The 242-nt window shown below is 57.4% G+C and carries 1 protein-coding gene; it reads right to left on the bottom strand.

Annotation, left to right across the window (positions count from 1 at the left end; all coding sequences use genetic code 11):
- Window positions 1–242: ATP-grasp domain-containing protein (locus B3M52_RS05825; RefSeq protein WP_349677010.1), on the bottom strand; the 242-nt coding region annotated here is incomplete at both ends.

A 242-nucleotide genomic window follows, 5' to 3' on the forward strand; every position in this document is an offset into this window, starting at 1 on the left:
TCGGTGGAAGCCATGAACACGATACGACGGGTACCGCGATCAACAACCGCGCCCAGGTAGAGTTCCTGGTCGATATCGGTAAGGGACTCAACAAGAATCTTGCTGACTGGCTGGCCGTTTTCGTCGGTCTGGTAGGTCACCAGATTCTTGCCAAGCCAGTTCTCAGCGAAGGCGCGGATATCGTCCTTGCTCTTGACCAGTTTTACACCGCCGGCCTTGCCGCGGCCACCAGCGTGAACCTG

It is taken from the genome of Marinobacter sp. UBA2688, from assembly GCF_002352785.1.
In the GTDB taxonomy this organism is placed as follows: Bacteria; Pseudomonadota; Gammaproteobacteria; order Pseudomonadales; family Oleiphilaceae; genus Marinobacter; species Marinobacter salarius.